The sequence below is a fragment of the Sneathiella limimaris genome, assembly GCF_012932565.1.
Lineage (GTDB): Bacteria > Pseudomonadota > Alphaproteobacteria > Sneathiellales > Sneathiellaceae > Sneathiella > Sneathiella limimaris.
The window spans coordinates 201,062-225,612 of the sequence record NZ_JABBYJ010000001.1 but is presented as its reverse complement, the minus strand read 5'-3'; the positions used below and the strand labels follow the sequence as shown (position 1 = coordinate 225,612).

The following is a 24,551-nucleotide window of genomic DNA, read 5'->3' as shown; positions in this document are numbered from 1 at the left end:
TGGATCAAGAAATTGATAAATTTGAGTAGCACGATACTACCAAGCACAGATATTGGGGGAACAGCGATAAATCGCTTTTCTTTGCGTTTTGCGGATCCGATTTTTGAATCGGAGTATAACGATGACGCAATCGCTAAATCCTTGTCGGTAATGCGGCTGTCGCTGCTTTCCGCATTGATCATCTATGCTGGATTTTCGTTTCTTGACTATTATATCCTGGAGCACGTCTACGAGATTGCCATCACGATCCGTTTTACGACAACAATCCCGCTGATCGTTCTCGTCTATTTCCTAACGTATACTCGATTTTATCCGCGTATTGCACAGTTAGGCGCTGCAATGTGTATGCTGGTGTCAGGGTTAAGCATTATTGCCATGACGGCCATTGCTGGCGAGCCAGGCAGTTATCTCTATTATGCAGGGTTAACGCCGCTAATCATTTTCTGTTGCTGCCTACCTCCGACCCGCTTTCTTTATGCGACAAGTGTGACCATGTGCTTGATCTTGTCATATCATGTGTCAGCTCTTTGGTTGAATCCAATTCCCTTGCACATCCTGCTTTCGAATGACTTCTTCTTGCTGACTGCAGCCGGTATGGGCGTCTTTGCCGCCTATTTCCAGGAGCTGGCTCAGCGTAGGGATTTTGTGAATATGAGGATGTTGGATTCTGAACGCTTGAAGAGCGAAGACCTTGCAGATAAGGCGCAATCAGCAAACCATGCGAAATCTGAGTTCCTTGCTATTATGAGCCATGAGCTTAGAACCCCGTTGAATGCGATCATCGGTTTTTCTGAAATTTTGGAAAAAGAGATGTTTGGTCCACTGGGAACAGATCAGTACAAAGAGTACTCTCATGACATCAATACAAGTGGACAACATCTACTGAGTATTATTAATGACATTCTCGATTTGTCTAAAGCTGAAGCAGGCAAGCTGACGTTGCAGGAAGAAGAGCTTTCTCTGACCAGTGTCATCAATTCTTCCCTGAGGATTGTTCGAGACAAAGCCGTTGAGAACGGAATCAGGTTGGCTTTTGACTTACCATCCAGAGATCACATTGTCTTTGCTGATCCACGGCTGGTGGCACAGGTTTTCCTAAACGTGCTTTCAAATGCCGTGAAATTCACCCCAAGTGGCGGAAACGTTAGCATTAGCATTACTGACGAAGCAGATGGTGCGATTACTGTACATGTAATGGATACTGGCATTGGTATCGAATCTGAAAATATTGATAAGGTATTTGCCCCATTTGTTCAGATCGAAAGTAGTCTTGCACGAAACTATGAGGGCACAGGTCTGGGCTTGCCCCTTTCTAAAAACGTGATGCAGTTGCATGGGGGAAGTATCAGTCTTGATAGTCGCCTCGGAGAAGGAACGACTGCACATATTTCCTTCCCCGCAGAGAGAAATCACACGAATTCTTACCATGAGCAGCAACAGATGCTTCAAGTTGGGAATGCGTCTGCCTGATTTAAGAAGTAGGTTTTGTTACCTCAAGCACAATGCAGTGACCCGTTGAATCGACAGTCGTGTTTAAGGTCGCAGTGTCTGGAAGGCTAGAAGCCATCGCCAGCATTTGCTCCTTATTCCTGTATTCAAGCTGCCAATCAGTAATAAACTCCACCTGCCATTCGAGACTATTTGGTGAGTCATACATGCTACCAATCATCAGTGTACCGCCGGGCTTTAAATTTTGGTAGAGATCCTGTACCAAGCGTTCCGCTCTGCGATCGGTGAGATAATCAACTAAACCCACTGCATAAATTAGGTCTTGAGCTTCCAGTTTGCTGAATAAAGCACCAGCTGCAAGAAACTCCAAGAAAGTCGCGTGAAGACAATTTACGCTTGCTTTATCACCCAGACGAATTACCTCTGGATAGCTGTTCCGGTAGGCATAAGACAGGGCGTCCTGGTCCTGATCAATAAGGGTAAATTGTGTACTGACAGGTTGTTTGTGCCCTTTTAGGAAGTTGGCGACCTCCTGAGCAGGCCCACAGCCAAGACTAGCGACCTTCAATGAGTTTCCGCCAGTTTCCGCAACCTTGTTTGTCAGTTCAGCGATTTTCTGCTTTACCAGTGTCATTCGCGTTGCAATAAAGCCGCCTGTAGAAGTCCCAAGCAAATGGCAGAATTTTTCATAGGCGCTCTCCCCAATCAGGGACAGATTGTAAGCATAGTTCATGACTTCGAAATCACCAGGATACCCGAGTGGCTTTTCGTAAGAGCGCTTCCAACTTGCACCTGGAACAAGTTCAGGCGTTAGAACCTTTTCAGTATATTGCTTAGCAGCCTTGATAGCGTTGCTATCACCTTTGAGTTCGCTGACGCAGCGCATTGCTTTTTCAGAAATTTCCCACCAGCGGTTCAAGGCAATCTTTTCGCACTCAAAAATAATCTCCTGAATCTGCTCCTGCCGTCGAGCAGATTGCTGAGTGAGATTGCTTTCTACTTCGTCCAGCGTATCTCTTACTGATTTGAGGAGGTAGACGGCATCTGAAATGACCTCTTTATATTCCGCTGTAACAAGAGAGCTATTGTCAACAAGGCCCTTTTGAATACGTTGCTGGAGAGATATTTCATCATGCTTGGAGATAAGTTGTGGAATATCCAGATAACCATCTGTGAGCTCTAAAGCGATTTTTTGATGCTCGTCTTTAGACTCAACACGCCTGATCTGCCCTGTACCACTAAAAATTTCATTACTGCCAAGTTTCAGTTTCAGGGAGAGATCCCTGTTCATGTCAGCAGTCCAGATGGCCTTCGTTGGGCTTATAAAGGAAAGACCGCTCATGCTGATATCATCCAGCTCAAAAGAGCGATCTTCTAAACTGAGCTGAGGTGAAACTTCCTGCATCAGGTTTGATGCTTTAAACCGTTCTGCACGATAGAAGACCCGCTTACCCTCACCACCGGTGAGCTCTTCATAATGTTTCATTCCACTCTCACTTACTGAGCTACATATTATACCCCTGCGCGATTTCTATAATCGCGGCCCATTTCGGTAGTGAAATAAAATTTTCAACATCTAAATGCTTCCAATGGTCGCACAGTTGAAGAGCAAATTTTGAAAACTAGCCGATATGGTTAACAAACTGTTAATAAGTATAGGTAAAAATTTTTTACAAAAACAACAACTTAAATTGTTTCGGCTCCAAAAAGTGCAAGAAGTACTACATATTGTGGGGTCTGTGGATAACTTTCCCCAATATTGGCGATAAATTTAATTCTCGTTATGCGATTATTTGGGGGTCATATGTGCGAATCGAAGTGATTTACGATTCGAATATATATGTCTCGCTTAAATGGAACTATTTGGTTTACTAGGTCTGATTTGGAAGTCCACTTCCATTCTGAGAATTCTGGATGTTCTGTTTCTAAATCAATGTCCTGATCTTCACCGGTAAACCGAAAGAGAAACCAGCGTTGTTTTTGACCACGATACCGGCCCTTCCAGACTTTTCCGATCAAGTGGTCGGGAAGATCATAAGTGAGCCAGTTCGGTATTTCTTTAACAAGCTCTGCTTTGTCGGTACCGATTTCCTCCAAAAGTTCCCGCTTGGCGGCTTCCAGAGGATCCTCGCCGGGGTCAATACCACCCTGTGGCATCTGCCAATGCTCGCTCTGCATATCAATGCGTTTTCCCACAAAAATCTGGGCTTGGTCATTAATCAGCATAATCCCCGCACAGGGACGATAGGGTAGATTTTGTTGGGGTGTCATCGGATTTCCTGTCTGTTGACGGTTGCCGAAATCGGGGCCAAAACCAATCCTTTGCGGTTTAGAGTTTGCGCCCACACAGCGAGACGTTCGAGGGTGACGGGATAAGGGTAGCCAACTCCCACAGCTGTTCCGGTATAGCGCGCAATTCTTTCCAAGTCTGCAAGGCGTGCATCGATTGTCGCCCGATCCGCTTTGTTATCCAAGAAACGATTGTTAACAGAAACAGGCATGTTTATGGATGAGGCAACTCGGCTTGCTACACTTTTTGAAGATGTCCTGCCATCTAGGAACAATAAACCACGCTCGTTCAGCACATTCAAAATTGGCTCAATATCGGTTGCAGAGGACGTAAACCGAGAGCCCATTTGATTAGTGACACCTGAATAACCTGTAAATCGCCCTAGCATCCAGTCTAAACGATTTAGGTTTTCCCGATCTGTCAAACTTGTCAGCAAACTATGAGGGCCAGGATCGTTCTTAGGATATCCCATTGGCTCCATCGGGAGCTGAAGCAAAACTTCGTGGCCGGCAGCCCGAGCCTGATTGATCCAGTCTTGTAAATTTCTCGCATACGGGTTGAAGGATAAGGTTATCGCTCCTGGAAGCTTTTGGATGGCAGTTTGGGTTGCAGAAGTGCTCATGCCCATATCACTCATCACAATGGCAATCCTAGGACGATCCAACGGGTCAACGAAAGGTCGGGCATATGTCCGCCAAGGGACCTTGCCAGCGGGACTGATGATTGGCAATAAGCCAAAATCAGAACGTTTCGTCAAATCCGGATCAGGTGCAGGCGCTAACGCGATTTTTCCTCCTTCAGGAACTTTTTCAACCTCAAACTTTTTTGCGGTGTCGGGATCTACAGATGCAATCACTTGGTTTTCTTGAAGGTCTTTTTTTGTTTCTTCCGTAGCTTTCTCGCTAGACTCTTGGGAAGGTTCTGGGCTTTGGGGCTCTAGAGTTGAGGGAGCTTTTTCAGGTTCCTGAGATTTAGCGGAAGTGAGTTTATCCTCTTCATCATCAGGTTGGCCCTCAGAGATCTCTGAATTTAAACCTTCGTGGGGTGCTTCTGTGTCTTCTGCTTTCTCCTCTTCATACTTTTCGGAGGAATTTGGATCAGGAGTGTTTTCTGCAACCGTGGTTGGTTTTTGCTCTGCTTGATCTATAGATTCTACCGTAGAAGAGGGAGGAGGTGCTTCGCTGGGAACGTCTGCAGTTTCTTCAGTTGAAGGTTTCTGGTCTTCACTCTTATCTGGATTGGAGGTTGTCTCTGCCAACATTACAGGTGCAATCTCTACTATCGCAGACGGCTCTTGCGTTGTAGTGGGATTTTTATAATCGAGATATGACAGCCAGCCAGCTAGGCCAGCGATTGCGGCAAGCAGCAGCCCATAAAAAACGGGCAGCATCGAAAAACTCTCCCTGTCAGACGATACTGCCGGTTTGTCTTTTTTAAACATTGCCTGAAATGTTCACTTATTGTCCAAAGGGTTCAGAATTACTGAAAGTCCTTTTTGGCAAAAAGCGATACGCCCTTCAATAGGTCTTTTGCGCGAAGCAACTGGTAATCCTCCAAAGGCTGAGCTTCAGAAGCATCGGCTTTTTCTCCAGCCTTACCCTCTTCATCTTCGCCATTTTCCAGGTGATTGCGAAGGTCAGCTTCTGTGCGTCTTGACCGAGGCTCTAGAATTTCTAACTTAGCCTGTTCGACCTCAATATCCGGGGTAATGCCTTTGGCCTGAATTGAAATTCCGGACGGTGTGTAATAGCGCGCCGTTGTCATCCGCATGGCCCCATTACCTTGAAGGGGAACAATTGTTTGCACGGAACCTTTCCCGAAGCTCTGCGTGCCAAGGACGACAGCACGGCGGTGATCCTGAAGTGCGCCAGCAACAATTTCTGAAGCACTGGCTGAGCCACCATTAATGAGCACCACAATTGGCTTACCATCGACAACATCGTCTGGCGTTGCATTATAGCGTTGAGAGTCTTGTGGATCCCGGCCACGTGTGGAAACAATCTCGCCTTTTGTCAGAAATGCATCTGAGACAGCAATAGCCTGATCCAGCAAGCCACCAGGATTATTTCTTAGATCTACAATAATACCGCGGATTTCCTCTCCCGCTTCTTCAGATAATCGAGCAATCGTTTTACGAAGTCCGCTATCGGTTTGCTCAGTAAAACTTGAAATCCGAACATAAATTAGATTGTCATCTTCCAGGCGCCCACGAACAGACTGCACAGTGATAATTGCGCGTGTGATAGTGATTTCCAGAGGTTCTTTGAGGCCTTCCCGGCGAATGGTCAAAGAGATGTCTGTGTCCACGAGCCCGCGCATCCGTTCAACAGCTTCAGAAAGAGTGAGGCCGAGGACAGGTTCACCATCCAAATGCGTAATATAGTCACCAGCCTTTACTCCGGCAGCAGCTGCCGGTGTATCATCAATTGGTGCAACGACCTTGATGATGCCTCCTTCCATGGTGACTTCAATACCAAGTCCGCCAAATTTGCCCCGTGTCTGGATTTTCATCCCGGAATAATTTTTGGGGTTCAGATAGCTGGAATGAGGGTCAAGTGATGCCAGCATCCCGTTGATGGCTGCCTCGATCAATTTTGCGTCATCTACCTCTTCTACATAGTCTTCACGGATTTTCGCGAACACATCACCGAACAGATTCAGTTGTTTGTAGGTTTCGGAACTGGCTTCAACCTTGGTTTTGGGTGTTGTCAGGATTGCCAGCGACAAGATTATGACTGCAGCTGCCAGAAAACACGTAACAACATTTCTCATTATCCACTGACCTTTCTATAACCTGCCGCTAACCAAGGGATTGGGTTTATCGGCGATCCTTTTACTCTCAGTTCCATATATAGTGTCGGGTTGACACGATTGCCCGCATTCATTGTTCCAACAGGTTCACCGGCCAACAATAACTGTCCAACTTCGCCGTCAATCGATCCTAGACCCGCAAGGAGTGTATGATACCCTTCTCCATGGTCAATAATCAATAACAGTCCATAGTGACGAAATGGTCCAGCAAATGCAATTTGACCATCATAAGGTGAAATTACTGTGGCACCATCCCGTGTTTCAATCACAATACCATTCTTTTTCAGTCTTTCAGGTGATGAATTGTATTTAGACACAATTTTTCCACCAACTGGTAAAGGAAGTGTTCCTTTTATCTTGGAAAAAGGTTCTCCAGTTTGAATTTTCGGTAAACTTGCTGTGACCACAGGTTTGTCTTCAACTGTTTCCTTACGGGTTGGAATGGGTTTAGGAATAGGCGCAGTTGCTACTTGGCTGTTTTTTTCTTCCTTAGCCAGCGCAAGTTCCTTTGCTTTTCGCTCCTGTTCCAGTTTTCGGAGTTCTTCTTGTTTTTTGATCTCAGCTTCTATTCGTCTGCGTTCTGCGGCCAGGCGAGCTTGTTTTTCTTTTTCAAGTCGAGACAGGAGGGCTACAAGATCCTGTGCCTTAGCATTTAAAGAGGCCTGCTTTTTTTCTTCCCGGACATTTCGACTTTTTAAAGCCGCTTGAACCATCTGCTTTGCTTCTAGAAGTTCATTCAAGGCAGCTTGCTCAGTTTGACGAGATGTTCTCAACGTGGCCAATTTTTGCTGCTCTTGCAGATATTCATCCCGTAATCCTGCAAGTGTATCCAGCTGCGTGCTCAGTTCTTCAGCCTGATCTTTGAGTGAAGGGATAACAGATTTCAGTAACGTTGCTGCCCTGAGTGTATCCACCAGATTCTCGGGACTACCGATCAGGCTTCCTTCAGGTTGCCGGCTTAACTGCAACAGTGCAGACAGTGTATTGGCCAGTCCTTTATTTTGACGTGATAGCATCTGGAGGGTTTGCGACTCTACTGCGGCAATATCTTCGAGGCGTTCCTCTGTTTCCACCATTTTTTGGTCAATGCCATTAAGGCGAAGCGCAATTTGCGCTGATTTTTCTTTTAAGGCTCTAATTTCCCCAGACAGCAAATTCAGCCTTCCAGATATTTCTTCCTGACGGGAATTAGAGGCCGATAGCTGTTGGTGCAGCCTTTTCAGCTCTTGCGTTGGATCAGTTTCCGCAAGAGCGGTGCTGGCGGCGAGTGAAATTAGTCCCGTCAGCACCGACAGGCAAAGGAGAGTTTTTATTTTCTCAAGATGCTGCACGGCTCTTCAATGCCGGGGCCAAAAGAGTTTTCCCGGACATTTCATCTGGAATGTCTAGCCCCAGAACGGATAGCAATGTAGGTGCAATATCCGCAAGTGTCCCTTTTTGGAGGGACTGAGACTTGTCACCTGCAGACAGCAGAAACGGAACTAGATTTGTGGTGTGAGCAGTATGGGGCTTGTGGGTTTTGGGGTCTTTCATCATTTCAATATTGCCGTGATCGGCAGTGATGAACATAGTTCCGTCCACTTCATCCATGGCTTTGGTAAGCTCTCCAATGCATTCGTCGATGGTTTCAACCGCTTTGATGGCAGCATCCATAACACCGGTATGCCCGACCATATCTGGATTAGCAAAGTTGACAACAATCAGGTCAAATGTTTGCCCTTTAATCGCTTCCAGGAGTTTTTCTTTGACTTCCGGTGCGGACATTTCAGGCTGCAGATCATAGGTTGCAACTTTTGGGCTTGGAATCAGAATACGTTCTTCACCTTCATACACTTGCTCTTCCCCCCCATTCAGAAAGAAGGTCACATGTGCATATTTTTCTGTCTCAGCTATTCGTAGCTGGGTCATTCCAGCTTTGGAGACAACTTCGCCAAGGGTGTTTTTGACCTCTACTGGCGGGAATAAAGCAGGAATAACTTCCGCCAGCTTAGCGGAATATTCGACCATTCCCAACACCATAGACAATTTAGCCTGGGTTTTACGATCGAACCCATCAAATGTTGGATCCGTAACAGCTGTTAAGAGTTGCCGAGCCCGGTCTGCGCGGAAGTTTGCTGCTAAAAACGCATCACCATCTTTAATCCCAGCGTATCCTGATGAAATACGAGGTTTCAGAAATTCATCATTTTCATCATTTTCGTAAGCTGAGGAAAGCATCTCTGGTGAGAGGTCTTCAATAGTTCCTTCTGCATGGAACATGGCGTTGTAGGCAAGAGAGACACGGTCCCAGTTGTTGTCCCGGTCCATTGCAAAATATCGTCCGCAAAGGGTGGCGAGTGAGGCATGCTCGAGCTTGCCCAGCTCATTCTGGACGGTTTCGAGAAAACCAGCGCCGCTCGTTGGTGGAGTGTCCCGTCCATCCATAAATCCATGGATAGCAACTTTAATGCCTGCATCGTCAAGTATGCTGGCCAGGGCGAGTATGTGATCTTGATGGGAGTGTACACCACCCGGTGACAGGAGCCCGGCAATATGGCAGGTGCCGCCTGTTTCTTTCAGTTTGGCAATCAGCTCAAGAAGCTTAGGGTTTTCAGCCAGAGCCCCTGATTGAATATCCGAATTGATACGCGGGAGATCTTGAAGAATGACGCGTCCACTACCGATGGTCATATGGCCGACTTCTGAATTCCCCATCTGTCCTTCAGGTAGACCCACATCAAGGCCAGATGTTCCCAGAAAGCTCATTGGGCAATCTTTCACAAATTGGTCCCAGTTGGGCGTATTTCCTTGTGCAATTGCGTTATCGACCTTGGATTTACTGTATCCCCAACCGTCGAGAATGCATAAAAGAACCAGTTTTTTCATGGTAGCCGTCAAGTTATTCATCATCGTCTGATTTATATAGTCAGAGTTTATAAAATTCCATTAATTTCAAGCAATTGATCCAGAATAGATCATGCTCTGTGATAAGGATGATTGCTTTGAATGGAGTAGGCTCTGTAGATTTGTTCTGCGAGCAATCCCCGAACCATTAAATGCGGCCAGGTCATTTTACCCAAAGATAAAAGCCGGTCTGCTGTATCAAGTGTGTTCTTTGCATGTCCATCAGCTCCTCCAATTAGAAAGGCGACATCTTGGACGCCATCAGTTGCGAAATCCGCCAAAAGCTTAGCAAATTCAACGCTTGAAAGCTCTCGACCTTTTTCATGGAGTACTATTTTTTTGGCCTGTGCTGGGATTGCTTTCATAAGTAATTCCGCTTCACGGGTTTTCAGTTTATCCCCTTTCAGCGGTTTTTTTTCCTCAACCTCTTTGAGTGTCAGATCCCATGGGGTTCGGCTGGCATATTCCGTAAAAAGCTCCTGCAGCGGGCCACCCTTGAAGCGGCCCACGCTTGCGATTGTCAGGCGCATTCTCTACTCTCCTGCCGGGGACGCCAAAGCGTCCGCCTGACTAACTGATCATTTCACTCGCAGCCATCGGTGCCCAGATTTTCTCGAGATTATAAAATTCCCGAACTTCCGGACGGAACAGATGAACAATGACGTCGCCGGCATCGACCAGAACCCAGTCACAATTCGCCTGGCCCTCAATTTGGGCGATACCAAAACCAGCTTCCTTGATGCGATCTTTCAAATGATCAGCCATGGCACCAACTTGGCGGGTTGAACGGCCATTTGCGATGATCATGTAATCTGCGAAGGAGGTTTTGCCTGCAAGGTCAATAAGAACTACGTCTTCCGCTTTGTCGTCCTCCAGGCAATTCTGGACAAGGTCGCGGAGATTAGAAGGTACAGTTGTTGAAACGCTCATTTAATGTCTACTTAACTCCCGTATTGGGTTGGGTCTAACAAATATAATGTGGTTATTTTTCAGCTTAAGAGCAAGCTTTTCCTGCATTTGTTGCAGTTTTTCTTATATAGCTACTACTCAACTTATGTTTAGTGTGTGTGACAAAGATCCATGATGGGGTGGATTGATTGGCAAAATTTGGGGTAGGCCGCCCCCAGCTTGCGGCATATTTTCGACAATGCCGATATCGGTGTGCCGCTTTTCCGTTGAGAGCCTGATACGTGTAACCTGGCCGGTCAAACACCGCGATAGGGCATGACTTGAAAATGCTATGCCATTGATGCCATTTAGGAATCTGCTGCAAGTTATCAGCACCCATAAGCCAAACAAACGTGATGTCCGGATAGCATCGTTTCAAGGCTTGAAGGGTTTTTGCTGTATAAGTTTGCCCAACTTTTTGTTCAAAATCGGAAACTTTAATTCGGTGATCTTTGATCAGCTTTTGCGCATTATGCAGGCGCGTTTCATAGCCCGCTGTTTCTGCACCCGATTTCAACGGATTTTGCGGAGAGACAAGCCACCAAACCTCATCCAGCCCAAGAGCTGTGAGGGCAATTTTGCTGATATAAAGATGTCCTTCGTGGGCGGGGTTAAATGACCCGCCCAGAAGTCCTATTTTGCGTTTATTTGACACAGTTACTTTTTCGAATGTGGTATTCCTCGAGTAGTCCCATCGCCGATAACCTTATATTTAAAGGTTGTCAGTTGTTCCACTCCGACAGGTCCACGAGCGTGCATTTTGCCAGTACTGATACCGATTTCAGCCCCCATACCAAATTCACCACCATCCGCAAACTGGGTGGAGGCGTTACGTACAACAATCGCACTATTCACCTCGTTTAGAAATTGGGTGGCTACTGCGTCGTTTTCAGTAATGATACAGTCAGTGTGGTGAGAACCATAAGTTTCGATATGATGCATGGCTTCTTCGAGACCAGAGACAACTCTTACAGAAAGGATTTTGTCCAGATACTCTGTCTTCCAGTCTTCTTCTGTCGCCTTTTTAACTCTTTCGTCCATGGATTGAATAATATCATCACCACGAATTTCGCATCCGGATTTCAGTAGTTCTTCAATGATGCTGGGAGCAAAAGTGAATGCTACATCTTCATGAATTAATAAAGTTTCCAACGCACCACAAATACCAGTCCGCCGCAATTTAGCGTCCCAAATCACGTCTAACGCTTTTTTTGGATCAGCTTCTTTATCTAAATATATATGTACCAGGCCGTCTAGGTGTGAGAAAACGGGGATCTTACTTTCTCTCTGAATACGCTCAATCAGGCCACGCCCACCTCTGGGTACAATGACATCAACTGTATCTGTCATGGTCAATAATTTGCCCACAGCGGCCCTATCCGTGGTCGGAATAAGCTGGATGCAGTTTGGATCTAGCCCGGCTTCTTTAAGTCCGTTCTGAAGGCATCCCAGTATGGCTCGGCTAGAATGAAAGCTATCGGACCCACCGCGCAAAATACAGGCGTTGCCGGATTTCAAGCATAATGCGCCTGCATCTGCTGTTACGTTTGGTCGGGATTCGTAAATAATCCCAATAACGCCGAGAGGAACGCGGACGCGCTCAATCGTGAGGTCACGATTGCGAGGGGTCAGATTTGCAATGACTTCACCGACAGGGTCGTTCAATTTTGCGATATCCTCCAATCCATCTGCCATAGCTTTTATTCGATCTTTATCCAGCTTCAGGCGATCTTTGTAAGAGTCCTTATAATCCGGACGTTGATTGACAGCATCCATGTCTTTGCTGTTTTCTTCCATGATATGCTGTGTATTTTCTATGAGTGATCTGGCCGCGGCTTTTAATGCTGCGTTTTTTTGTTCGGTCGGAGCATTCGCTAGCTGTTGGGAAGCAGCCTTGGCGCGCTGCCCCATTTCATTCATGATCGCTTCAATATCTTTAGTTTCGGAAGGACACATCTTTTTAATCCCTATACTTCATACTAGTTACTTTAATGCGAGTTCGTCGCGATGAATCATCTCATCCCGACCCGCGTAACCCAGTATGCTGACAATTTCGCTACTTTTCTGGCCGATGATGAGCTCAGCATCCTTGGATGAGTAAGCAGTCAGGCCATGGCCTAGCTCCTTACCCTGGCTATTGATGAGGGTGACAAGGTCGCCCCGTTCAAACTCTCCTTGAATTGCCGACACACCAGCAGGTAGTAAACTTTTTCCTTTTTGCAGCGCCTTTTCTGCGCCGCTATCGATAATTAATGCTCCTTGGCTTCCTAAACTGCCTGCAATCCACTTTTTGCGAGCATTTCTGGGAGTGTCCTTTGCAAGAAAACAGGAAAAACGGGATTCTCCTGTTTTTATCTTACTGAGAGGATTGTTCACCTTGCCACTTGTGATGAGCATATTACACCCGGCAGAGACTGCAATTTCAGCGGCTTGAAGTTTTGTGATCATACCGCCGCTGCCAAAAGCCGTTTGGACGCCACCACCCATGGCCATAATTTTTTCAGTCAGTTCAGGGATTTTTGCGATGAATTCCGCATTGGGATCTTTAGAGGGGTCGGCCGTATACAGCCCATCAATATCACTTAAGAGGATCAGACAATCGGCGCCCATCATTTGGGCAACACGGGCGCCCAGGCGATCGTTATCACCATAACGAATTTCGCTGGTCGCGACAGTGTCGTTTTCATTGATGACGGGGATAACCCCTAAATTGAGAAGTGTCGATAATGTGCTTCGTGCGTTCAGGTATTTGCGGCGCTCTTCTGTGTCTCCAAGGGTCAGGAGGATTTGCGCAATTTTAAGATCGTGGTCACCTAGGATCTCTTGATAGGCATGGGCAAGATGGATTTGGCCCGTGGCTGCTGCTGCCTGACTTTCTTCGAGTTTTAGCCTGCCTTTTTTTAAGCCAAGAATTCTGCGGCCAATGGCAATAGAACCCGAGGAGACGATCAGGACTTCTTGACCATTGGAACGAAGTTCTTGGATGTCCTCAGCAAGGGCTGTTAGCCAATCGCGGCGAAGCATCCCCGTCTTTTCATTGACTAAAAGAGCTGAGCCGATTTTGATAACAATACGTTTTGCCTTGGTAAACCTGTCAATTAAGGCTGCCATTTTTCTTCTTCTTCTCCGGCGTCCTGCCGCTCCTGCTGAACGAGTTCAGCCTTTTCTTCCGCTTTGGATTTTTGAACAATATCCAAGAGCTCAAAAAGGAGGCTTTCTACATTATCACCCGTTGCAGCTGAAATCGTCAGCACTTTTTTTCCAGACACTTTTTCAAGTGCAGCGACTTTCTCCTCAATTTCTTCATCGAGGAGGGCGTCGATTTTATTTAGGACAATGATTTCATCCTTTTTGGCGAGATTATCATCATAAGCTGCCAATTCATTCCGGATGGTTTTATATGGTTCGATCACATCTTCCGCGGTTCCATCAATCAGATGAAGGAGAACACGGCAACGTTCAACATGACCCAAAAATCGATGCCCAAGACCTACACCTTCAGAGGCTCCCTCAATGAGGCCAGGGATATCGGCAAGAACGAATTCTTTGCCGCCAGCACCAACAACACCCAGTTGAGGAACCAGCGTTGTAAAAGGATAATCCGCAATTTTGGGTTTAGCGCGACTAGTTACGCTTAGGAAAGTCGATTTTCCAGCGTTAGGAAGTCCTACCAGACCAACATCTGCAATCAATTTCAGGCGCAACCAGATCCAGCGTTCTTCCCCAGGCCAACCGGGTTCGAATTTGCGAGGCGCCCTGTTTGTTGAAGTCTTAAAGGCCGCATTGCCTCGGCCGCCATCACCCCCAGTGCATAGAACACGGGATTGCCCGACTTCGGTCATGTCACAAATCAGGGTCTCGTTATCTTCTTCTAGAACTTGGGTTCCAACGGGGACTTTGAGGATCACATCTGGCGCAGCCGCACCTGTTCTGTCTCGGCCCATCCCATGACCGCCATTCTTAGCCTTAAAATGTTGCTGATAGCGATAGTCAATCAGAGTGTTTAAGCCATCCACGCATTCAACAATGACAGAGCCACCTCGGCCGCCGTTGCCACCATCGGGACCACCAAATTCAATGTATTTTTCACGCCGGAAACTCAGTGAGCCTGGCCCACCGTTCCCTGACTTTAAATAGATTTTTGCCTGATCCAGAAATTTCATGACTTTGCCACCGGTCGAATAAGCGGAAGTTTGCTTGTTTTTTCCAAAAGAAAAAGGGGAATGGTTGGACCATTCCCCTTCTAAATCTCGTTTGTATCGTATTGGGAGACTTAAGCCTGACCGTCTACGGATACATAGATCTTACCGCCACTTTTCTTGGTAAATTTCACTTTACCGTCAGTAACGGCGAAGATGGTGTGATCCTTGCCCATGCCAACGTTCTCACCCGGGTGCCATTTGGTGCCCCGTTGGCGAAGAATGATGTTGCCCGGGATTACGGCTTCACCACCGAATTTTTTAATGCCGAGACGACGACCCGCTGAGTCGCGACCGTTACGGGATGAACCGCCAGCTTTCTTATGTGCCATCTAGTCTACTCCTCGCTTTTGTCAGCAGCTTCCTTTTTAGGAGCTGCTTTCTTAGCTGCTGCTTCCTTAGGAGCTGCCTTTTTGGCACCGCCCTTAGCAGAGATTTCTGTAATTCTCAGAACTGTCTGGTCCTGTTTGTGGCCAGCTTTACGACGGTAATTCTGGCGACGTTTTTTCTTGAAGACAACGATTTTGTCTGCGCGGCTCTGTTCCAGCAAAGTTGCAGAAACAGTTGCACCTTCAACAACAGGCGCACCTACTGTCAGGGCACCGTCGTCTCCGGCAACTGCCAGAACCTGGTCAAGAGTTACGGTGTCGCCGGCTTCTCCTGCCAGGCGCTCTACCTTAATAACATCGTCTTTGGCGACTTTGTACTGTTTGCCGCCGGTTTTGATCACTGCAAACATGGCTGATCCGTTTCGAACATAATGAAAGGGCGCAAAGACTCATTACTCTGCGCACCGCAATTGAAGGCCGCAATATATCTATCGACTGACTCAAGTCAACAGGATTCAATGCGGGTGATGAAGATTTTTGCATTTTTATGAATAATTGCCTGAGAACATCACCTTTGAGCAGAAAAACACTGTCTGCACATATCGCAGAAATGGCGGAAAAGGGCTGAAGATCATGTTTAATTTGGTTTGGTGATGGCTTGGAAGGTGATTTTTCTCCGAATTGAACAGAATCGAGTTCCCTGCTAAATCTTGAGTGAGGAAAATCTCCTGGAAAAGAAGAATAACAACGAAGAGGAGCCGAAATTGAGCTCGAAAACACCAACAGAGGATCGATATGATCCCTTTTCGAACCCGCTCGTGGAAACAAAAGGGTTTGAGGATTTAAAGATCGGTGACAAGTTCCCCATCCCCTCCAGAACCATCGGAGATGCAAATTTTGCAGCCTTTCAGCTGGCTTCAGGAGATAATCACCCCATTCACTACGACGAAGAGTACTGCAAGGCACTTGGGTATTCAGGAATGCTTGCCCATGGCTTCCAGGTGCTGATTCAGGCAACCCCTGGTGCAGGTTTGTTTCCACATGTGATGGGTGATTGCATGATCGGTTTTATCGAGCAATCCAGCAAGTTTCTAAAACCTCTGATTAGTGGGGATACGGTTTATCCCATGCTGGAAGTGGTGGATTTGAAGAAACAATCTAAAACAGGTGTGATTACCCTGAAGGCAACTGTTCATAATCAACGGAACGAACTTCTCATGGAAGGGGAGCAGAAGTTCCTTGTAAAACTGAAGAAGTAATCTCTGTGGATATGGGAAGCCGGCAGGAGCCGGCTTCCTGCTAATTACCCTTACGGCCTCACACCAAAGCTGGGTCGCCCCGTCTTACGAAGGGGGGCCGCCAGATCCACAAATTCACATAGAAGTTTCCTCGTATCTCTTGGATCGATGATCTCTTCGACCATGAATCTTTCAGCAGTGCGAAAGGGAGATTTCAATTTATTCAGGCGATCTTCTATTTCCTGAAGTTTTGCCTCTGGGTCATCTGCGGCTTCTATCTCGGACTTGTAGGCGGCCTCCAGCCCACCAGCGATTGGAAGCGAACCCCAGTCTCCTGAGGGCCATGCATATCGAAGATTAAACCGGGATGAATTCATGTGAGCAGCGCCCGCAACTCCATAGGTTTTTCGAATAATAATTGTGCACCAGGGGACAGTCGCCTGAAAGACGGCCGTCATAGCCCTGACCCCATGACGAATTGTAGCTTGCTCTTCAGCTTCTCTTCCTACTAAGAATCCCGGGATATCGACGAGATGAACAACAGGAAGATGAAAGGTCTCTGCCAAATCGACGAAGCGAAGCACTTTGTCGGCGGCATCAGATGTCCAAGCGCCTGCATAATGATATGGATCGCTTGCCATTAAGGCGACTGGCCAACCGTCAAGTCTGGCAAATCCAGTGATTACAGATCGACCCCATTTGGCCCCCATCTCAAAAAAGCTATCTTTGTCGACAAGGCTTTTGATGATTTTCCGCATCTTATAGACTTGGCGGGGATTACGTGGAATAGCTTCGATCAGCCAATCATCACGTCGCTCTGGATCATCAATCGGGTCTGTTCTCTCTGGCAGTTCGTAAACGGATTGCGGAAGGTAAGACAAAAAGCGAGCTGCCATATCGAACGCTTCCTGTTCAGACTTTGCTTCGTCGTCGACAGCCCCGTTTCGGGTATGGATGTTCGACCCGCCCAGTTCATTCTTATCCAGTTTCTCGCCAACGCGGGCAACAACTGGCGGGCCAGCTACAAACATCTGAGAGGTTTCTTTGACCATTACCGAATAATGACTGGCAGCGACCCGTGCGGCCCCAAGGCCTGCAGTTGATCCAAGGGCGAGGCCAACGACCGGAACTGTTGAGAGATTATCCACTACATGTTCCCAGCCACGGACTGCGGGTATGTAGGTGCGTCCATCTGTTTCAATATTTTTTACGGATCCGCCACCGCCGGTTCCATCAACGAGACGAACCAAGGGCAGTTGTAACTGGTTGGCCATCATTTCCACATGAATGAGCTTTTCCCGGATCCCGGCGTCATTGGCACCGCCCCTCACCGTGAAATCATCTCCAGCAACGACCACTTTTCGGCCATTGACCTTGCCGCGCCCCGTAATCAGGTTGGCGGCCATCATGGATTCTATTTCACCATTTTCGTCATATTCGACTTTTCCTGTGACAGAGCCAATCTCAGTGAAGCTGTCTTCATCAAGAAACTTGCTGATCCGATCCCGAACTGTAAGTTTACCGTTGTTAATGTGGCGGGCGACTTTTTCAGGTCCGCCCATTTCCTTTGCGTAAGCCTGGCGACGGCGTAGTTCTTCTATTTCTTTTTCCCAGGACATGATGATCCTCCCCTTTTTATTATTTTTGTTTAATGAAAAGAGTAGGGGAGGATGATTGGGAATGCGAGTGAAATTTACCTCATGTAGATCTAGGCTTTGACCTTTTCGCTTTTTGGGTCATAGAAAGGCGCCAGGGAGGCTTCCACCGGATACCTTTTCCCTGCAATTTCCAATTCAAATGTGCTGGAAAGTATTTTTTCTCTATCTAGATTGTCACCGCGAACGTAACCCATTCCGATAGAAGCGCCATAAACATGGGAATAGGCACCAGACGATATGTAGCCGACATATTCACCATCGCGAACGATGGGTTCGTTATGATAAAGCATGGCATCTGGGTCTTTCAGTTTGAACTGCACCAGTTTTTTGGAAATGCCGGTTTTCTTTTGCCGAAGCAATGCTTTGCGACCGATAAAGCCGCCGGGCTTGTCCCATTTGACTGTAAATCCAAGCCCAGCCTCCAAAGGCGTGTCTTCATCAGTGATATCATGTCCCCAATGTCGATAGGCTTTTTCAAGTCGTAGAGAGTCCATGGCGTGGTAGCCTGCGTGGACCAGCCCAAACTCCGGCCCGGCCTCGACAATGCAATCATAAACGTTTTGAGTGAATTCAGACGGGATATAAAGTTCCCAGCCAAGTTCTCCAACATACGTAATCCGGCTTGCCATAACCCGTGCATAACCAAGATCGATTTCCTGCATTGTTGCAAAGGGGAACGCTTCATTGGAAAAGTTGTCTGGTGATAATTTACTCAGCAGTGCCCGTGAATTGGGGCCCATTAGTCCCAAAACAGAGTAGGCTGAGGTAACGTCTGTTGCGACAACATGCTCATCCTCCTGAATATGACGTTTGAGCCAGTCGAGATCTCTGACTTGGGTGCCACAACTGGTGAAAACCATAAATTCTGTTTTGCTTAGCCGTGTTACGGTCAGGTCTGCCTCAATCCCACCTCGATCGTTGAGCCATTGTGTATAGACCAGCTTGCCTGGCTCAACTGACACATCATTGGTCGAAAGACGATTGAGCAGTTTTTCTGCATCCCGGCCTTCTACTCTGTATTTGGCAAAGGAGGACTGGTCAAAAAGCCCAACGGTTTCGCGGACAGCCAAATGCTCTGCTTTAGAGTTCTCGAACCAGTTTTGCTTTCCATAACTATATTCGTAGCTTGCTGATTGACCTTCATTCGTATACCAGTTAGGTCGCTCCCAGCCTGCATTGACCCCAAAACAGGCGCCTGCTTTTTCCAACCGGTCATGTAGTGGGGATTTTCTAACGTTTCTGGAGGTTGCTGGTTGGCGATAGGGCCAATGCATTTCATACAGCAGTCCCAAGGTTTCGACAGTCCGGTCATATAAATAGGCTCTGTTTTTTTGGAATGGCATCATCCGGCGTACATCTACATCCCAAAGATCCATTGGCGGTTCACCATTCTTGATCCAGTCAGCGAGGACTTTGCCAGCACCGCCAGCAGACTGAATGCCGATAGAGTTAAATCCACTGGCGATAAAGAGGTTTTCGATTTCTGGGCTCTGACCAAGCATATAGCGGTCGTCCGGCGTAAAGCTCTCTGGCCCATTAAACCAGGTGTGGATACCTGTTTCCTCAAGCGCTGGTATGCGTTTCATGGCGTTCAGTAAGAAGGGTTCAAAATGATCCAGATCTGGTGGGAGTTCGTCAAAACTGAAATCTTCTGGAATCCCATTATGTCCCCAAGGTTTTGCAACGGGCTCAAACGATCCGATGAGCAGTTTGCCTGCATCCTCTTTAATATAGATGTTATGATCTGGATCGCGCAGCGTTGAAAAAGTCTTGTCCACGCCATCCATGGCTTCTGTCACGACGTAAAAATGCTCTGCTGCATGAAGGGGGACGGTTACCCCAATGGAGGCGGCCAATTCTCTTGACCACATGCCACCACTTAAGACAACGATGCGCGCCTTAATTGATCCTTGGTCCGTTTGAACACTTGTGATCTTACCATCTTCTTTTAGGATGGAGGTGACAGTTACGCCTTCATGGATCTTGGCGCCGTTTTGGCGGGCCGCTGCCGCCATTGCTCTTGTTGTATCGATTGGATTGGTTTGTCCATCGCTGGGCAAAAATAGTCCTCCCACGACGTCATCAATGTTGATAAGAGAGCAGCGCTCTTTAATAGCTTCTGGCGAAAACCGGATGCATTCGAGGCCAAGATTGCGGGCCATGTCCGCCCCTCGCAACATTTCTTCCCAGCGTGCCTCTGTGGTGGCGACACCAATTGATCCATTTTGCCGAAACCCGGTGGCAAACCCACTGATGGATTCTAGATCTTTATAGAGGTCACTGGTGTATTGGGCTAACCTGGTCATGTTGCTGGTTGCTCTGAGCTGTCCAACCAATCCAGCAGCGTGCCAAGTTGTTCCGCATGTTAGCTCCCTGCGTTCAAGTAGATGAACATCACGAAAACCAAGTTGAGTAAGATGATACGCCGTTGAGCAGCCAATTACGCCGCCGCCAATGATAACAATTTCGGTTTCTTGTGGTAGTTGGATATTTCGTGACACTCAGTATCTCCTAGAATGTGGGAGGTGTAATCACCCAGGCAACAATTGTGTTTGTCTCTCCTGGGTTCTTACAATGGTGTTTCCCGCCCCGAGGAAGAGAAAAACTGTCCCCTTCCTTAAGCAAGAAAGTCTCGTCTTCTATCTTCAACTCCAACGATCCTGAGAGGATTAGACCTGCCTCATCCCCAACACGTTGGCGGCCATCCTCGCCAGTTTCGGCGCCAGGCATATAAGTTGTGAGGAGAAATTCCAGCGGACCAGATAGATTTGGTGATAGCAGCTCCTCCGTCAGACCAGCACTTTGCATCTGGAGGATGCGCCGATTGTCTTTTCGAACAATCCACATGCTTTCCTTTTCAGGAGCTTTCGCCTGCCCTTCGAAAAACCAGTTCAATTCTACATCAAGTGCCAGAGCAATTTCTTGCAGGACCGGCACCGTGACGGCCGATATACCACGTTCAATCTCACTGATATTGCCTATGGATCTATTGGTGCGTTCCGCTAGATCGCTGATCGTAATTCTTTTGGCCTTTCTTAGATCACGGATCTGCGCTCCAAGTGCTTTGGGATCGTATGATTTCTTTTCTGTACTTTTGACTTTGGGCATATTTCTAACCGATATTTTCACAAAAATGAAAATTTTAAAAATTATTTCATCTAAATGTTTGTGATGCAATAAGATTCTTTATCTTTATGGGCAGATGAACTGACCCGTAATTACTTTGTTTTCTTCTTCAATGGGTTTACCATTGTCCTCATGACTGAAGCTGAACTAATTGAGCGGGCCCAAAATTTATGGGTCTTTATCCAAACAGCAATTCTGACCATTGAATTTGCAGTACAATTTATAGCTGTTGTACTTGGTTACCTGATCGCCCGCTTCTTACGTCCACGTGTATTGGAAGCTGTTCGGTCTGCTGCCCAAAAAGTAAAGCTGCCTTTGATGGGGCGTATCTCACCGGTACTTCAATCTGTTTCTTTGCCGCTGCTTTGGCTTACAATCCAGTTTTTAGTCTTGGCGGCTATTCAGGGGGCGGGACATCCGTCTTATCTGTTAAGTGTAACTTGTTCCCTGCTGAGTGCCTGGGTCTTCATTCAGATTTTAACACGTCTTATGCAGAATACGGCCTGGGCGCGCCTCGTTGCCTTCTGTATATGGACAATTGCCGCACTTAACATCTTGGGTTTCTTGACCCCAACACTTGAGTTTTTAGACAGTATGTCTTTCAGCTTTGGCGAAGCCAATATCTCCATGCTGAAAATCGCTAAAGGGTTAGTTGCTGCGATTATTGTCTTTTGGATTTCTTTGGGTCTTTCAAAATTTGCGGAAGCCCGAATTCAAAAGACTAGCGCTTTAACACCCTCTGTGCAGGTGTTGCTTGCCAAGCTGATCCGTGTTGGCCTGATAGCTGCGGCTATATTGATCGTGTTGTCTAATTCAGGAATTAATATCACAGCTTTCGCGGTCTTCAGTGGTGCGCTCGGTGTTGGTATCGGTTTTGGTTTGCAGAAAGTGGTCTCCAACTTAATTAGTGGTGTGATTCTATTGCTGGATAGAAGCATCAAGCCTGGCGATGTTATCGAGGTTGGAGAGTCATATGGTAGGGTCCATTCGATGGGCGCACGATATGCGTCGGTCATTACCCGTGACGCTTCGGAATATTTGATCCCTAACGAGGATTTGATCACTCAGCAGGTTATCAATTGGTCCTATAGTTCCAAAAATATTCGACTTAAGGCTCCGATAGGAGTTGCCTACTCTTCCGATATCCCGGAAGTGATTAAAATCGTAGAGGAAGTTGCGGTCACAGTTGATCGAGTTTTGAAAAATCCCGCTCCCAGATGCTTGATGCGTGGTTTCGGTGATAACGCCATTGATTTAGAGCTTCGCTTTTGGATCGCAGATCCTGAGCAAGGCTGTGCAAATGTAACCAGCGCGGTTCTTGTTGAAATCTGGAAGGCGTTCAAAGAACATAACGTAGATATTCCCTTTCCGCAGAGAGATATTCGCGTTGAGATGGTTGAGAGCAATCATCCGCAGGCTTTGGGCGCAGCCATTCCAAATGATCAAGCTGCTCCCCTCGAGAAGAACTAGGCCGTTTAGTATTTACCCTCCCTTATTAATGTAATAACATAACATTAAATTAAGTTGAGGTGATATCAATGTATCAACGTCATGAGCATGCCCACTGCATCAAAGACGCTATCCAGACTGCGACAGATATTTGTGAAGAACGGGGATTACGATTTACTGATCTGAGGCGGCACGTACTGGAGCTTGTATGGGAAAATCATGGTTCGGTAAAAGCCTATGATCTTTTGGATAGGCTTGGAGAAGACTATAGTGCTAAGCCACCTACCGTCTATCGAGCGCTGGAATTTCTGCAAGAAAATGGATTGGTTCACAAAATCAATAGTCTGAACGCTTATGTTGGTTGTAGTCACCCTTTAAAGCACCGTGACTGCTTTTTTTTAATTTGTGACAACTGTAAGGAAGTTCAGGAATGTTGTGCTGGAGAAGTGGCGGATGCTCTGAGGGATATGGTGAAGAAACAAGGTTTTCTGCCTCACCATACAACAGTTGAGATTGAGGGTATCTGCCAGGACTGTCGGTCGGCGGAGTGAGTGGATAATATGTCAAATCTCATAACTGCGGAAAATATTCAGGTTTTCCGGGATGGAAGAGCCGTCTTGAACGACGTTTCCCTCACCATAGGTCGCAACGATTTCATCACCATAATCGGGCCAAATGGTGCTGGTAAATCTATGTTGTTGAAATGCATGATGGGGTTTTATGCTCCAGACCGCGGAAAAGTTACCCGGGCAGACGATTTGAAGGTGGGCTATGTTCCTCAGCGTCTGATCGCAGATAATTCTATCCCTATATCAGTGAAGCGCTTTTTGAATCTGAGAACTTTTGCTTCTCGCAAGGAGCAGCAGGCTGTTATTGAAGAGACCAACATTGGTCAATTTCTGAATAGTCCTCTTTCTGTTTTGTCTGGTGGTGAATTGCAGCGTGTGTTGCTGGCCAGAGCATTATTGAATAAGCCAAATCTATTAGTCTTGGACGAACCTGCACAAAATTTGGATGTGCAGGGCCAGCTTTTTTTCTACAAACTCATAGAGAAGATCTACCGCGAGCAAGGGATTAGTGTCCTGATGGTGTCCCATGATTTGCATCTTGTGATGTCCGCAACGCGCAATGTGCTTTGCCTGTCCGGGGAGGTTTGTTGTTACGGAGAGCCAAGCTCGGTTGCCAAGGATCCAGCCTTTGTCTCTCTTTTTGGCGAGGATCTTGCGAATATGATGGCAAGCTACCACCACCATGATCATGGGCATGTACACGATCATAAGCACATACATGGAAATCATCTCCAGTTAGACAAAGATACTCAAAAGGATCACCTCCATAATGCTGGATGATTTTCTAACACGTGCGCTTATTGCAGGCGCAGGTATTGCCGTGGTTGCAGGCCCGCTTGGATGCTTTGTTGTGTGGCGGCGGATGGCTTACTTTGGCGACAGTCTTGCGCACAGTGCTCTTTTGGGAGTGGCGCTTGGGCTACTGCTGGGTTTGAGCAACAATGTTGGGACGATGGTAACCTGTGGTCTTTTTGCGTTGTTATTGTTGTCTCTGCAGCAAACTAAACTTCTGGCGACGGATACCCTCCTCGGTATTTTGGCGCATGCGGCTTTGTCCATCGGGATGGTGGTCTTGAGTTTTGTTGAAAATCGGCAATTTGATCTGCACGCCTATTTGTTTGGTGACATTTTGACGGTTACCCTAACGGACATCTATTGGATATATGGTGGTGGAATACTGGTTGTGGCTTTTTTGCTCTTCAATTGGGTGTCTCTGACATTAATGACGTTGCATGAGGATCTCGCACGGGCAGAAGGCGTGAAAACATTTTGGGTCAACTTAATATTGGTCATGTTGATGACCATTGTTGTAGCGGTTTCTATCCGGATTGTCGGTATTTTGTTGATTACCTCACTGCTAATTATCCCTGCTGCGACGTCTCGTCAGCTGGTCCGAAGCCCTGAAATGATGGCTGTGTTTGCTTCATTAATTGGATTAGTTTCAGTCATGGCAGGCATAATTGGATCTGCTAGTTTTGATACACCGACAGGGCCCTCTATTGTTACATCTGCAACAGCCATTTTTATCATTATTGCGCCTGTAGCCGTTCTGATAAGGCAAGTGAAACAACGACGCCGAGATTTGTTTACTTGAATTGTATG

General features: G+C 46.9%; 23 protein-coding genes. 6 read left to right on the top strand and 17 right to left on the bottom strand.

Features of this window, described 5'->3' with window-relative positions; genetic code table 11:
* Positions 1-21 precede the first annotated feature (21 nt).
* Positions 22-1,470, top strand: a complete 1,449-nt coding sequence (locus HH301_RS01045; protein ID WP_169566181.1) for a sensor histidine kinase — start codon at positions 22-24, stop codon at positions 1,468-1,470.
* A 1-nt stretch (position 1,471) separates the two neighbouring features.
* Here the strand turns inward: HH301_RS01045 and HH301_RS01040 are convergent, their stop codons facing one another.
* From HH301_RS01040 to rplU, 14 genes are all read right to left on the bottom strand, one after another.
* On the bottom strand, positions 1,472-2,935 hold the full coding sequence (locus tag HH301_RS01040; RefSeq protein WP_169566180.1) for a hypothetical protein: 1,464 nt from the start codon (positions 2,933-2,935) through the stop codon (positions 1,472-1,474).
* Positions 2,936-3,249: 314 nt separating this feature from the next.
* Complete coding sequence (locus tag HH301_RS01035; protein ID WP_169566179.1) at positions 3,250-3,720, bottom strand: RNA pyrophosphohydrolase; 471 nt, start codon at positions 3,718-3,720, stop codon at positions 3,250-3,252.
* Positions 3,717-5,129: a divergent polysaccharide deacetylase family protein gene (locus tag HH301_RS01030; protein WP_169566178.1), complete on the bottom strand. Its 1,413-nt coding sequence runs from the start codon at positions 5,127-5,129 to the stop codon at positions 3,717-3,719. Before HH301_RS01030 ends, HH301_RS01035 begins: the two co-directional genes overlap by 4 nt.
* 89 nt (positions 5,130-5,218) lie before the next feature.
* On the bottom strand, positions 5,219-6,511 hold the full coding sequence (locus HH301_RS01025; RefSeq protein WP_169566177.1) for a S41 family peptidase: 1,293 nt from the start codon (positions 6,509-6,511) through the stop codon (positions 5,219-5,221).
* Positions 6,511-7,881 carry a peptidoglycan DD-metalloendopeptidase family protein gene (locus HH301_RS17825; RefSeq protein ID WP_169566176.1) on the bottom strand — a complete coding sequence of 457 codons (1,371 nt, stop codon included), beginning with the start codon at positions 7,879-7,881 and terminating at the stop codon, positions 6,511-6,513. Before HH301_RS17825 ends, HH301_RS01025 begins: the two co-directional genes overlap by 1 nt.
* Complete coding sequence (gene gpmI, locus HH301_RS01015) at positions 7,868-9,415, bottom strand: 2,3-bisphosphoglycerate-independent phosphoglycerate mutase (RefSeq protein WP_206378113.1); 1,548 nt, start codon at positions 9,413-9,415, stop codon at positions 7,868-7,870. Before gpmI ends, HH301_RS17825 begins: the two co-directional genes overlap by 14 nt.
* Positions 9,416-9,504: 89 nt before the next feature.
* A complete protein-coding gene (locus tag HH301_RS01010; protein ID WP_169566174.1) occupies positions 9,505-9,963 on the bottom strand; it encodes a 23S rRNA (pseudouridine(1915)-N(3))-methyltransferase RlmH in 459 nt (152 codons plus the stop codon).
* A gap of 40 nt (positions 9,964-10,003) precedes the next feature.
* Positions 10,004-10,363 carry a ribosome silencing factor gene (gene rsfS / locus HH301_RS01005; protein WP_169566173.1) on the bottom strand — a complete coding sequence of 120 codons (360 nt, stop codon included), beginning with the start codon at positions 10,361-10,363 and terminating at the stop codon, positions 10,004-10,006.
* Between the two features lie 64 nt (positions 10,364-10,427).
* Positions 10,428-11,036, bottom strand: a complete 609-nt coding sequence (locus HH301_RS01000; RefSeq protein WP_169566172.1) for a nicotinate-nucleotide adenylyltransferase — start codon at positions 11,034-11,036, stop codon at positions 10,428-10,430.
* Between the two features lie 2 nt (positions 11,037-11,038).
* Complete coding sequence (locus HH301_RS00995) at positions 11,039-12,337, bottom strand: glutamate-5-semialdehyde dehydrogenase (RefSeq protein ID WP_169566171.1); 1,299 nt, start codon at positions 12,335-12,337, stop codon at positions 11,039-11,041.
* A 27-nt stretch (positions 12,338-12,364) separates the two neighbouring features.
* Positions 12,365-13,492, bottom strand: coding sequence for a glutamate 5-kinase (gene proB, locus HH301_RS00990; protein ID WP_169566170.1), 1,128 nt, complete (start codon positions 13,490-13,492; stop codon positions 12,365-12,367).
* Positions 13,480-14,544, bottom strand: a complete 1,065-nt coding sequence (gene obgE / locus HH301_RS00985) for a GTPase ObgE (protein ID WP_169566169.1) — start codon at positions 14,542-14,544, stop codon at positions 13,480-13,482. Before obgE ends, proB begins: the two co-directional genes overlap by 13 nt.
* A gap of 110 nt (positions 14,545-14,654) precedes the next feature.
* Positions 14,655-14,912 (bottom strand): 50S ribosomal protein L27, encoded by a 258-nt coding sequence (rpmA, locus tag HH301_RS00980; protein WP_169566168.1) that lies wholly within the window; start codon positions 14,910-14,912, stop codon positions 14,655-14,657.
* Between the two features lie 5 nt (positions 14,913-14,917).
* The gene (rplU, locus tag HH301_RS00975; RefSeq protein WP_169566167.1) at positions 14,918-15,319 is read right to left on the bottom strand and encodes a 50S ribosomal protein L21; all 402 of its coding nucleotides are present in this window, start codon (positions 15,317-15,319) and stop codon (positions 14,918-14,920) included.
* Positions 15,320-15,673: 354 nt separating this feature from the next.
* Here rplU and HH301_RS00970 point away from each other — a divergent pair, with 354 nt between their 5' ends.
* Positions 15,674-16,168, top strand: a complete 495-nt coding sequence (locus tag HH301_RS00970) for a MaoC family dehydratase (RefSeq protein WP_169566166.1) — start codon at positions 15,674-15,676, stop codon at positions 16,166-16,168.
* Positions 16,169-16,218: 50 nt separating this feature from the next.
* On the opposite strand, the gene HH301_RS00965 is transcribed toward HH301_RS00970, so the two are convergent.
* The 3 genes from HH301_RS00965 to HH301_RS00955 form a co-directional block, all read right to left on the bottom strand.
* Positions 16,219-17,766 carry an acyl-CoA carboxylase subunit beta gene (locus tag HH301_RS00965; RefSeq protein ID WP_169566165.1) on the bottom strand — a complete coding sequence of 516 codons (1,548 nt, stop codon included), beginning with the start codon at positions 17,764-17,766 and terminating at the stop codon, positions 16,219-16,221.
* Between the two features lie 89 nt (positions 17,767-17,855).
* The gene (locus HH301_RS00960; RefSeq protein ID WP_206378112.1) at positions 17,856-20,306 is read right to left on the bottom strand and encodes an FAD-dependent oxidoreductase; all 2,451 of its coding nucleotides are present in this window, start codon (positions 20,304-20,306) and stop codon (positions 17,856-17,858) included.
* Positions 20,307-20,316: 10 nt separating this feature from the next.
* A complete protein-coding gene (locus tag HH301_RS00955) occupies positions 20,317-20,913 on the bottom strand; it encodes a helix-turn-helix domain-containing protein (RefSeq protein WP_169566164.1) in 597 nt (198 codons plus the stop codon).
* Between the two features lie 150 nt (positions 20,914-21,063).
* Between HH301_RS00955 and HH301_RS00950 the strand changes: the two genes are divergently transcribed.
* The 4 genes from HH301_RS00950 to HH301_RS00935 all read left to right on the top strand — a co-directional run bounded on the left by HH301_RS00950 (position 21,064) and on the right by HH301_RS00935 (position 24,543).
* Positions 21,064-22,401 carry a mechanosensitive ion channel family protein gene (locus tag HH301_RS00950; RefSeq protein WP_169566163.1) on the top strand — a complete coding sequence of 446 codons (1,338 nt, stop codon included), beginning with the start codon at positions 21,064-21,066 and terminating at the stop codon, positions 22,399-22,401.
* A gap of 68 nt (positions 22,402-22,469) precedes the next feature.
* Positions 22,470-22,931, top strand: coding sequence for a transcriptional repressor (locus HH301_RS00945; RefSeq protein ID WP_169566162.1), 462 nt, complete (start codon positions 22,470-22,472; stop codon positions 22,929-22,931).
* A 9-nt stretch (positions 22,932-22,940) separates the two neighbouring features.
* On the top strand, positions 22,941-23,729 hold the full coding sequence (locus HH301_RS00940; protein WP_169566161.1) for an ATP-binding cassette domain-containing protein: 789 nt from the start codon (positions 22,941-22,943) through the stop codon (positions 23,727-23,729).
* Positions 23,719-24,543 carry a metal ABC transporter permease gene (locus HH301_RS00935; RefSeq protein WP_206378111.1) on the top strand — a complete coding sequence of 275 codons (825 nt, stop codon included), beginning with the start codon at positions 23,719-23,721 and terminating at the stop codon, positions 24,541-24,543. Before HH301_RS00940 ends, HH301_RS00935 begins: the two co-directional genes overlap by 11 nt.
* The last annotated feature ends 8 nt before the right edge of the window (positions 24,544-24,551 follow it).